This is a genomic window from Paraburkholderia sp. Ac-20347 (genome assembly GCF_017104805.1).
GTDB lineage: Bacteria > Pseudomonadota > Gammaproteobacteria > Burkholderiales > Burkholderiaceae > Paraburkholderia > Paraburkholderia tropica.
In genome coordinates, this window is record NZ_JAAGPN010000262.1 from 1 (window position 1) to 11,431 (window position 11,431).

8 protein-coding genes and 3 pseudogenes are annotated in these 11,431 nt (G+C 57.3%); 8 read left to right on the forward strand and 3 right to left on the reverse strand.

The genetic code is table 11. The annotated features are described in order from the left end of the window. Positions 1-96 (forward strand): IS3 family transposase (locus tag G3N97_RS40235; RefSeq protein ID WP_346778152.1); only part of this gene is annotated, 96 nt, incomplete at its 5' end. Positions 97-127: 31 nt separating this feature from the next. On the opposite strand, the pseudogene G3N97_RS31635 reads toward G3N97_RS40235, so the two are convergent. From G3N97_RS31635 to G3N97_RS31645, 3 genes and pseudogenes are all read right to left on the reverse strand, one after another. Then, positions 128-724, reverse strand: a pseudogene (locus tag G3N97_RS31635) (IS3 family transposase); the annotation flags it as partial. Beyond that, entirely contained in the window at positions 718-1,752 is a 1,035-nt protein-coding gene (locus G3N97_RS31640; protein ID WP_205996876.1) for an IS481 family transposase, read from the reverse strand. The pseudogene G3N97_RS31635 and the gene G3N97_RS31640, both read right to left, overlap by 7 nt. A gap of 39 nt (positions 1,753-1,791) precedes the next feature. After that, a pseudogene (locus G3N97_RS31645) lies at positions 1,792-2,406 on the reverse strand (transposase); the annotation flags it as partial. Between the two features lie 325 nt (positions 2,407-2,731). Here G3N97_RS31645 and G3N97_RS31650 point away from each other — a divergent pair. From G3N97_RS31650 to G3N97_RS39725, 7 genes and pseudogenes are all read left to right on the forward strand, one after another. Further along, a complete protein-coding gene (locus tag G3N97_RS31650; protein ID WP_205996877.1) occupies positions 2,732-2,992 on the forward strand; it encodes a helix-turn-helix transcriptional regulator in 261 nt (86 codons plus the stop codon). Positions 2,993-2,995: 3 nt separating this feature from the next. Further along, complete coding sequence (locus G3N97_RS31655; RefSeq protein ID WP_205996878.1) at positions 2,996-4,339, forward strand: type II toxin-antitoxin system HipA family toxin; 1,344 nt, start codon at positions 2,996-2,998, stop codon at positions 4,337-4,339. A 1,342-nt stretch (positions 4,340-5,681) separates the two neighbouring features. Continuing rightward, complete coding sequence (locus tag G3N97_RS31660; protein ID WP_205996879.1) at positions 5,682-6,377, forward strand: response regulator transcription factor; 696 nt, start codon at positions 5,682-5,684, stop codon at positions 6,375-6,377. 111 nt (positions 6,378-6,488) lie between these two features. Next, positions 6,489-6,725: a hypothetical protein gene (locus tag G3N97_RS31665; protein ID WP_205996880.1), complete on the forward strand. Its 237-nt coding sequence runs from the start codon at positions 6,489-6,491 to the stop codon at positions 6,723-6,725. A 79-nt stretch (positions 6,726-6,804) separates the two neighbouring features. Next, complete coding sequence (locus tag G3N97_RS31670) at positions 6,805-8,862, forward strand: EAL domain-containing protein (protein WP_205996881.1); 2,058 nt, start codon at positions 6,805-6,807, stop codon at positions 8,860-8,862. A gap of 126 nt (positions 8,863-8,988) precedes the next feature. Continuing rightward, the gene (locus G3N97_RS31675) at positions 8,989-10,239 is read left to right on the forward strand and encodes an IS256 family transposase (RefSeq protein WP_205996882.1); all 1,251 of its coding nucleotides are present in this window, start codon (positions 8,989-8,991) and stop codon (positions 10,237-10,239) included. Between the two features lie 669 nt (positions 10,240-10,908). Beyond that, positions 10,909-11,298 (forward strand): annotated as a pseudogene (locus tag G3N97_RS39725) (tyrosine-type recombinase/integrase); the annotation flags it as partial. Between the last annotated feature and the right edge of the window lie 133 nt (positions 11,299-11,431).

Consider the following 11,431-nt stretch of genomic DNA (forward strand, 5'->3'; position numbering starts at 1 on the left):
TTCGATTACATCGAGCGCTTCTACAATCCGCATCGCCGACATTCAACACTGAACTTCCTTAGCCCGGTTCAGTTCGAGCAACGCATGACGGGCTAGTTTACCTGTCCGGAAAAGCGGGGGAAGGCCATTCAGCATCGGGCCGAGTGCCGATTGACCAGCTCACAACGAGTCCGTCGAAGCAGTCTATTACCGGCGACAGATACACCTTGCCGGCAGGGATCTGGAATTCGGTGATGTCCGTAAGCCATTTCTGATTCGGGGCGGCTGCAGGGAAATCACGATTGATGAGATTTTCCGGAGCGGGAGTGATTTCTCCACGATAGGAGCCGTAGCGACGTCGTCTAGTTGTGGCAGCGACCAAGCCTTCCTGCCGCATCAAACGTCGCACAAATTTCTCTGAGATAAATACCTGCTGCCTGCTCAATGCCGCCCGGATTCGACGATAGCTATAGCAACGGTAATTACATTCGAAGATGTCTGCAATCACGCGACGCGCGTCAGCATGCCTGTTAGCGACAAGCAGACGCGCACGGTGGTAGAAGTAGGAGCTGCGGGCAAGCCTCAGGGCGGATAACAGCTCTGGCAACGGATAGGTTTGTTTCAGGGCATCAACCAGCATCGTTTTCTCCCGGTTGCTCAGGAGATGCAGGTCGATGCCCATCCATTTTTTTATCAGTTCGTTCGCTTTCTTGAGGTGTGCGATTTACAGACATCGTTTCACTTTCTTGAATGCCGTTTTCTTGGCGCGCTTGAGTTCGCGGCTCCGGTAGGAGACTCGAATTCAAGCGCGCGCCGATGATGCTCGGCAAGGGTCTTGTCAACCCGCCATTCGCGATGCCGGATTCTCTCTTTCAGCCCGTCGTAGGCGCTTTCCACTTGCTCCCCGAGAGGTGTGATTTCGCCCACTTCTGCAATGCGGTCAACGGGCGTCTTACCACCGAGTGAGCCGTGCGGGCGGCGCCAGTTATAGTCGAACTGCCACTCCTCAATTCGTCGGTCAATCTCGTCCTCGGTTGGGGCATGGTGGCACCAGAACTCGTTGCGGTCAGTAAGCTGTGAACGCTCGACCTTGCCATTGAGGTGTGGGGAGCGTGGAGGGATCGGTCGGAATTTGATGCACTCGCTCATCAGACGCCGCTGCACAGACTCGGCGAAGAACTCGCCACCCCTGTCGGTCTGGATACGCTGGATTGGAAATGGCATCTCCTCAATGACACGATCAAGAAAAAGCAGCGTATTTCGGGCGTTTCTGCGCGGGTAGACAGCCAGTATGCGGAAGCGCGAGCAGTCGTCAATGGCAGTGTATTGATAGACACCTCGCGCGATCTTCATCGTGTCCATCTGGACTCGATCCCCGGGAACCGGACGGCTATAGCGTTTGGGATTTGCCGGCCGCCTGGAACGCACTAGCGGCTTCACAGACGCCTTGGTCAGAACCTTGTGAATGGTCGCGAGGGACAGTTCTCTTTGTTCATGTAGCCGTAAATCGTTCTGAATCCGGCGTGCTCCTTTGCGCTCTGCACGCAGCCGGAGAATCGTCGCCCGATCAGCTTCGGAAACCTTTCGGTTTGGACTGTTGAGAGGGCGGCGACTTTGAGAGCGCAGACCTTCTTCTCCAGCATCCCGGTAGCGTCGTAACCATTTGCGGAGTGTCGGTCTCGAGATGCCACAACGCGCGCATACGAGACCGGCGTTGCCGGTCTCGTGATACATCAGCACCCAACGTAATCGAGTCGCAATCTCGCAGTCCATCGCTTCATTTTAGTTGAAACGATGTGTGTGAATCACACACTTGAGGATATCGCGCTCGAGCTCCAGCTTGCGGATGTCGCGTCGAAGCGATTCGACCTGCTGCTCCAGCTCCGCACGCAAAAGGTTCGGTGCTGGCTTCTTCGGGCGCTTCATGGATGCTGGAACCTCCCGACCAAGTAGCTGGTTCTTCCAGTTGTACAGCAGAGGCCTGCTCACGCCCGCTCTCTGAGCAATCATACTTGCACTTTCATCTCTGGTGCACAGTTCAATGACCGCCGCCTGCCTGGCCTCGCGCGATTTCGGAACGCTGCCAGCCACTCTGCCGACAGTACGCTTTCCGATCTCGGGGCACAATTCTCCGATCCATTTGGCAAACGTTCCACGACTCGGATAGCCGAAAACCTTCAAGGTCGCAGCAGCACATCGGTCATGGCTCAGATAGTAATCGACGGCAGCCTGTTTCTCTTCGACCGAATACCTCGGCGCGGCACGAACATAGCCGGTTCGCAAATCATGGCACTGCTCGTATTCGCGATGCCACGCCTTCAGGGAGTTCTTTGTCGGGTACCCCAACTGTCTTATGGTCGCCTTGATGCGCTTGCCCAGCTTCAGATAAAGCTTAACTGCTCGAATGCGATCTTCGTACGAGTACACGGACTACCTCCAGGTAGTCCAAGATTTTGTCCGCACCCCCTTCCCGGAAGCACTCGACCGCGTGAGCATGCGCGCAGGCAGTTTGCGTGGCCGATACGGGTACGGGTCGTAAAGGCGTTCGCGAACTGCCGAGTGCGTTTGATTTCGTCATTGTGCCTGGCTGTGCTCCGACGCATCGTCACCGATGATGGTGGCCCAAAGCGCACATTTTCCTGCTGGCTCCGCGTTTATGTGTCCCAAGGGGCACATTTTTAAATGTTGAAATTGTCGCCTGTGGGCTACAATTAAGACTAAAATTGACAAATCTGATGCCTTGGGGCTACAAATGACAACGCTCGCGGAAGTGGCAGACATGTTGCGCGAGGCGCGCCGCGAGGCCGGACTCTCGCAAAAGGATCTCGCGGAGCGCGCCGGTCTCGCGCGCACGACGCTGACACGAATGGAAACGCTCGCACGAGGCGACATGAGCGTATCCGCACTCGTTCGCCTGCTTGAGGCCGCTGGATTCGATCTGCGACTCGTCAAACGCGGGCATGGGCGCACGTTGGACGACGTGCTTGCCGAGCAGCGCACAGCGAGGGACTAAGGCATGCGCCTCCATGTCCACGTCAAAGGCAAACTGGTCGCCCATCTCTATCGTCAGGCAGACGATTATGCGATGTGCTACGCCGCAGACGCCATTGCCGACGATTTTGTCAGTCTGACAATGCCTGTGCGGGACTATGCGTGGGTGTGGCCTCGCGACCTGCATCCCTTCTTTCGGCAGAACCTACCAGAGGGTTTCCTTCTTCAGGTCATTCGCGAGGAGTTCGGCCCTTATCTCGATGGCACCGATCTTTCACTTCTGGCCGTCATCGGCGGCTCGGGCATTGGCCGGGTAACCGTTACATCGGAAGGCGCCGCGCCAGGCGGAGAGCTTGAGCCGCTTGATCTGAAAAGGCTGTTGCACGATGACATGACGACGGCGCATTTTGCCGAACTTGTACGGTACTACGCGCGCGCAGCCGTTTCAGGTGCAGTGCCTAAATTCCTCGCGCCCGAGCTGCCTTCGAATCAGGCTCCGGTGGGCAAGCAGACATTGCGTACCAGCCGGCACATCATCAAGGGCTCCGACGAGCGGACCCCCTATCTTGGCTTCAACGAGCACTACTCCATGCAGGTGCTGGCGAGACTCGGTGTCGCGCGGGTTGCCACTACCACCATGTCGGATGATGGCCGCGTACTCGTCGTAGACCGCTTCGACATCGACGGACAGGGTACGCCGGTGTTCGGCGTTGAAGACGCCTGTAGCCTGCTTGGCTTGCCTCCGCATGAGAAGTACCGCCCGTCAACCGAGCAGGTGATCAACGCAACGAAGCCCTACATCAGCCCTGCAAGCTGGCGGCAGGAGGCCGAGCAACTCGGCTGGCTGCTCATTGCCAATTACGTTGTACGTAACGCAGACTGCCACTCCAAAAACATTGCACTGCTTTATTCAGGCGTTGACGACGTCATCTTCACGCCCGCGTACGACATCGTTACCACAGAAGCGTACCCGCGATTCGCGAACAATCCACCCGGGTTGAGCGTCGATGGCCGCAAGACCTGGACGGCCGGCAAGACGCTGGAGCGTTTTTTCAACACACGACTTGGCATCCCGCCCAGGCGCTATCGGGAAATGGTGGAAGCACTGTGCGACTCTGCAGTGTCGACGGGAAAAGATGTTGCGGAAGCGGCGAATAACGAGACACGTTGGCGATGGATCGCGAAGCAGATGCTGCACGCCTGGAACGACGGAATGGCGTCGTTACGCAGCGCAAAACCACAGGTGGCGCTGCGGCAACTGACGCCGATCATCGAAGCTGCGGGCTTTTCCGATGCGGACAAATCCGACAATGGGAAAGAGGTGATTGGACGCTCGGAATTATTGGCCAACCACCCAAAGAACAACTAGTGTTGGCGTGGGTCGTGTCCCTCAAGAGTTCCTCGAACAGCGTAGTGCCGCAGCCAGATAGTCGGGTGCGGGCCATACATCGGCTTGTCTGACGACCTTCTAGGCCGATTTTTGTCGGCGCAGAATGGAAGGCAGCGCGCAGCGGCAAATTGAAAACCTGCTTGAGGCCGGGCAGCATCTGGACTATCGCGTTATCGTAGCACGCGGCCGCCCCCCGCCTGGTCGAGCCAGCCTCGGAATCACGGCATAAACAGTCCAAGACTTTAGCCGCCCCCCAATATCACTTATCAAAACAAAGAGGGGAATTGCCATACCCTGATGGGAATGAATAATTCCCCAATGGGCAGCAAGCAAAAAGTGAACTCCAAGGTCTTTCGACCTGCGGCCTCAAGAAGACGGAGCGGAACCGCGAACTGCCCGAGGGCAGGGAACAGCAGGACGAAAAAAAGCGCTGGCCAGGCTCCAGCGGGCATTAATACTGGCAGGTCTAATCGTGTGCAGTCGGAGGTCAACACGCAGGCGGCCGTCATTGGCACGAAATAATTACACAATATTTCCGATCAGTTCATTCTGAGGGTAAGAACAACGGACAGGTCCAAGTGTTGTGAAAAAATAAGGCCGAATTTTTATAAGATTTGGAAATGTTAATTTAACTTAAATGATTAAGGGTTTTCACCTAGTCAAGGTACAATCCGCTCAAAGAAATTTCTGCGACGGGGCGATACCCGCGATTACCAGACGCCTCACTTTCGTCGACAAGGTCAGCACGATGACGAGACATGCAAGGGCGGATGAGTTGCTCACCTGGTGCAGCATCTAGGTGGCGCCACGGTGGCAGATATTGTCTCCGCCCAGTTGATGGATATATCCACTGCGTCCAGAACCATCAAGCTCCTGATGGAGACGGGTGTTGTGGAATCCGTCCGGGGTATGGATCGCGACAGGTGGCGTGTCCGATACCGTGCCACGAGCGTAGCGCTCACTTCGCCGCGCGGCCAGGAAGCGACGGGGCCCAGTTTCGTGCATTGCTGGATGCATGGGGCATGGCGCGCATGCCCCGGCAGATCCGGGTGATCGAGTCCCGTCGATATCGCGTATCGGACTCACCTGGAAGAATATTCCAGCACGACAGTTTTCTGGATGTGATGGATAGCGAGAGAGCAACTGGCTATGGCCGGTAAACGTCCGTCGCTTCACGTGCAATTGTTGTAGCGGCTTTCCCATTCACTCTCCGGAGCACGGTATTTTCTGCGGTACAAGGGGCAACATCTTACTGAGCAATGCTTGCCATGTGTCATGCGACGATAGTCATACTGAACCTGTCCTGTCTGGATCGGCAGATATGGGCCAGATCCTGATTGCAAGTGCTGACGTGCTGCGCTGCGCCAGCATCGAGGCTTTAGCCCGGATGGCCGCAGTAGGGTTTGGATGTGTGCTGGTACGCAGTGCGACTCAAATTCTTGAACGTGTGCGCCAGGTTCCCTCGCTCACAATGGCCGTGATCGATCTGGAAATTGACCGGGGCCGCGCAGTTGACCTGATCAGCCGGACGCGTTCGGCTGCGCCCTCCACGGGCATTCTCTCAATCGATAACAGTGCCGACCCGACACTTTCGCTCAGGGCTTTGCGCAGTGGAGCCACGGGCCTCATCAGGGGCAATGTGGACGCGCGCGCATTCGTGGAAGCTCTCACGAGTGTCAGGCAGGGGCGCCGTACCGTTCCGGAAGCAGTCCTGCAGCTACTTTGCAGGACGCGGGGGCAGGCGCCCCGTGGCCATGAAGGGCTGTCCAACCGCAAGTATCAGGTGCTTAAGCTGCTGGGTAGCGGGAACAAGGGCGTTGAGGTTGCGCGTGCGATGTCCATCAGCGTGAAAACCCTGACTTCCCACCGCCGGCGTATCCTGGACAAGCTTGGTTTGAGACAGATGATCCGATTCACTAACGTACGCAACAAACTCGACCTGTGCCGGGAAATGGATACATCCTCGAATCAGTCCATGGCTTCGGATACGAATTGCGTGAACTACTACCGACATTGAAGGACATCCCGGGATCAGACGTTCGTTTGAATGTATGTGAATATCTCTGAATAGTTTTCTAAATAATCAGGGTAGCTCACAAGAGGAGCTGTCCACCGGCGGGACGACCAGTTGAAGAATATGAATGTATCGAGCCAGCTTCTGGCGGGGTTTTCTGTTGTCATTGTATTGCTTCTCGTTCTGGGGGAATTCTCACTACGTGCGGTCAATGAGGAAAACGCTCACGTTGCGCTTGAGCGCAAAAGCGTGCAGGCACCGCGTATTGGCGATGCGGCAGCAGTAAAAGTGGGGGAAAACAGCCTGGCCAGCGTAGAGAGCGTCGGCGCAGATTCGTGGGAAACATTTTGAGCCAGAGCTTCATATCCGCAAGGGAATTTGCACGCAATGATGCTCAAATGCAGCCAGCTTCCCTTCAGAAGGTGACCCCATGATCAAGGTACTGGGTTGCATTGCGTACGAGCACAATCCTTGGCTCGTCCTGGTCGCCCTGCTGGTGGCTGCGGCTGGAGCCTGGGTGAGCGCACACCTGTTTCAGCGCGCAAGAAGTGCAACCGGATCGTCAAGGTTCGGCTGGCACTTCCTGACCGGTATTTCGGCGGCGGTCGCCATCTGGTGTACCCACTTCATCGCGATGCTGGGTTTCGATCCGGGTGTGCCGGTCCTGTTCGACACCTGGCTCACAATGTCTTCGCTTTTGATCGCCATGCTGGGTGCGACGGCGGGTCTGGTGGTCGGTGCGTGCTGGCGAGCCCGGTTTGCTCCGGTGACCGGTGGGATGATCGTCGGACTGGTCATTGCGCTGATGCATTACACCGGCATGCTGGCCTATCGCGTGGACGGTCTCGAGAGCTGGAATGTCCCTTATGTGGCGGCTTCCGTTGTTCTGTCAGTCGTCCTGTCTGCCCTGGCGCTCCATTACGGCACACGGCACGGACCGCACGATCCGCAGGGTGCGAATCTCATGGCTGGTATATTGGCACTTGCCATCGCGGCGCTACATTTCACTGGGATGACTGCGCTTGAGGTCGAGCCTGTGTCGCTGGATGCAGCCTTTGTCGACCCCAGTACGCGTAACGCATTGGCGATTGCGGTGGCCTTCGCGGCACTCGTGATCGTGGCGGTCGGAATCGTGACCTGGTTGCTCGACCGGGAACAACGAACCGAATCGATAGAACAACTGCGCCAGATGGCGTTAAACGATCCCCTGACTGGCCTGCCGAACCGTGTGAGTTTCGGGGAGCGCCTGGAACTTGAACTGGCGGCAGCGGACGGGGAGCATTCGAAGCTGGCACTGGTGGGCATCGATCTGAACCGGTTCAAGGAAATCAACGACCTGCGCGGGCATCAGGCTGGCGATGAGGTGCTGCGCATCTTGGCGCGCCGCATGAGGAATCTGCTGGGCAGCGGTGAATTCATCAGTCGTATTGGCGGAGACGAATTCATCGCGATTAAACGCTTTGCAGAGCGCTCTGTCCTAGTCGAATTCCTGACGCGACTGGAAAGTGCACTGAGCAGGCCGATCCGGTACGACGACTGGGATTTTGTGCCGGGGGCCAGCCTTGGCGTGGCCATCTATCCGGACGATGCAAAGGTTCCGTCTGTACTGGTCAACAACGCTGATCTGGCGATGTACCGGGCCAAGGTGGACGTAACCCGGACGATCTGTTTTTACGAACCGGCCATGGATGAAACGGTGCGGGCCCGCCGGCATCTGGCGGTTGATCTGCGCGAGGCGCTCGTGCGCAACCAACTGAGCCTGTATTACCAGGTGCAGACCTCGATTGCGACGGGCAAGCCGATTGGCTATGAAGCCTTGCTGCGGTGGGAGCATCCGAGGCATGGCTTCATCTCGCCCGCCGAATTCATTCCGATTGCCGAGGAGAGCGGGCTGATTCTTCAGATAGGCGAGTGGGTACTGAAGGAGGCCTGTCTGAAGGCCACCACCTGGGAGCCACCGTACCGGGTCGCGGTCAACCTGTCGGCGGTGCAGCTTGCGCATGCCGACCTGCCACTGCTTGTGGGCACGATACTGAAGGAGACGGGACTGGCGCCCGAACGGCTTGAGCTCGAGCTGACGGAATCGACCATCTTTGCGAATCGCGCGCGCTCGCTGGAGATTCTCCGGGAAATCAAGGCAATGGGTGTGGGTATCGCGCTTGATGATTTCGGAACAGGCTATTCGTCGCTGGATACGCTGCGCGCCTTTCCGTTCGACAAGATCAAGCTGGACGGTTCGTTTGTGAAGGAGATCGATTCAGACCCGCAGGCGATTGCGATCATCCGCGCAGTGCTGGCGCTGGGCAAGAGTCTTGGCGTACCTGTATTGGCCGAAGGCATCGAGACACCCGACCAGCTCCAGATTATCTCGGGAGAAGGCTGTAACGAGATCCAGGGTTTTCTGTTTGGGCGGCCAGTTCCGCTGAACCAGCTCGTGTCGAGTGGGCAGATCCGCCTGATCGGGAATACGACAAACAAGTCATCATGAGCGATGGGCACACAAAAATATGCGGGCTTTTGTCCGTGTCGCAGTAGGTGTTGTCTACTGTCTCACGATACCGCGGCCTGTCATTAATTTCGTGTTCAAGGCATATGATTCTTTCCAGGAGAACCTATGCCTCGCAAACCGAAGACCCCACCGATCGAACTGCCGGCCATTCCCGCTGAACTGCTGGAACAATTCGGCAGCGGCCCGATGACGGCCGAAGTCATCAACGCCGCGACGCTCGCCCTCAAGAAGGCGCTGATCGAACGGGCGCTGGGCGGCGAGATGAATCATCATCTCGGCTACGCGCCTGGCGCTGCCAAGCCGGCCAGCGTGACGAACCAGCGCAACGGCAGGGGCGCCAAGACCGTTCTGACCGAAGACGGCCCGATCCGGATCGAAGTGCCGCGCGACCGCGACGGCAGCTTCGAGCCGTTGCTGATCCCCAAACACGAACGGCGCTTCACGGGCTTCGACGACAAGATCGTCGCCATGTACGCCCGGGGCATGACCGTGCGCGAGATTCAGGGCTTCCTGCAGGAGCAATACGCCACCGAAGTCTCGCCCGAGTTCATCAGTTCGGTCACCGATGAGGTCATGACCGAAGTCACCGCCTGGCAGGCCCGGCCACTTGAGCCGATGTATCCGGTCGTGTTCTTCGACGCGCTGCGCGTGAAGATCCGCGAGGATGCCGTCGTGCGCAACAAGGCCGTCTATCTGGCGCTGGGCATTCTGCCCGATGGCACGCGCGACATCCTGGGCCTGTGGATCGAGAACACCGAAGGTGCCAAATTCTGGATGAAGGTGTTCAACGATCTGAAGACACGCGGCGTGGGCGATATCCTGATTGCCGTCACCGACGGCCTCAAGGGCATGCCCGAAGCGCTTGCAGCCGTGTTCCCGGCGACCACGCTGCAAACCTGCATCGTGCATCTGATCCGGAACAGCCTCGATTACGCGAGCTGGAAAGATCGCCGATCGCTTGCCGCAGCCATTCGCCCGATCTATACCGCTGCGAGCGCGCAAGCGGCGCAGGCCGAACTGGATGCGTTTGCCGAAGGTCCGTGGGGCCAGAAGTTCCCCCCGGTTAGCGCAGCATGGCGCAGGGCCTGGGATCGCGTGATTCCGTTCTTCGCGTTCCCGCCCGGCGTGCGCAAGGTGATCTATACGACGAACGCCATCGAGAATATCAACTCGCAGCTACGCAAGATCATCAAGACCCGTGGTCACTTCCCAACCGATGATGCAGCAACGAAACTGATCTGGCTGGCACTGCGCAACATCACGGCCGACTGGGGGCGTGCCGCTCACGACTGGAAGACAGCGATGAACCAATTCGCTATCCTCTATGCGGATCGATTCGTTCGACCATCCGTGTGAATCTCAATCCCGCCTTGAACACGGAAATTCTGACAGTCCCTCTTATGGATGATGTCTTCGTTAGCCGCGTCGGCGAAACAGGAGGACACCATGTTTGCAAACTATTTCGAATCTCAACAGAGAATCGACGAACTCGCTGCTAATCCCGAGAGCCTCCTACTTGAGGGATTTACCTTGAGATTGTGGGAGGTCGGCTATGCAGAAATCACCGCGCGCCGACATGTCCGAGCCGCTGAACATCTGCTGTACTGGACTCACGAGAACAGAATCAGACCAACAAATCTTTCTCCCGACATCATTCGACGATTCGACAGCCACCGGAGAAATTGCACGTGTTTGAGATACGGGCATGCAGACTGGGAAGGAGTGATGCATGGCGTACGTCTCTTCACGGGTTACCTTCAGGACGCCGGCGTCATAGAGTCATCGAATCCAAATAACAAACCGTTGGATCCGGAGCTTCTGGTTCAGTTTCGTCATTGGATGCGCGAAAGGAGAGGGGCGAAGGATTCGACGCTGTCGACCTACAGTATCGCCATCCGAAATCTGCTCAGAGCGGCAGACACTGACCCATCCAGCTTCACGGCACATCACCTGCGGGAGTTTGTTCTTAATGAGAGTGCAAAACAAGGGCTTGCTGCAACGAAGAACTGCACAACGGCATTGCGCATGTTCCTTCGATTCTTGATAGGGGAAGGCAAAGGCAGAGCGGGCCTTGACGCCTCTGTGCCCACTGTGGCCAATTGGTGTTTGTCGTCGCTCCCTCGCTACATTCCTGCAGACGACGTTGAGAAGATCATTGCTTCTTGCGACCGCAGTACGCCGGTCGGCGTACGCGACTATGCAATAGTGCTGTTGCTCGCTCGCTTGGGTCTGCGAGCAGGGGATGTCGTGCGCCTGCGGCTACATGATATTGACTGGAAAGTCGCGTCGATGTCGATTACCAACAAGAGCGGCCGTGCGATTACGTTTCCGCTAACCAGGGACATCGGTCAAGCGATCGTAGACTATATACGCCACGCACGACCGCCGAGCGGCACCGACGCGTTGTTCGTCAGTTGCCGTGCTGACCCTGCCTCATTTCCACGTACAGCAGATCATGCAGCGACCAACGCGGCCTCGAAGTCGACGGGAGTCAGAAACCCTATCGAGGTGTGCAGGCGCTCTCGATTGTAATAGCCCTCGATCCAGT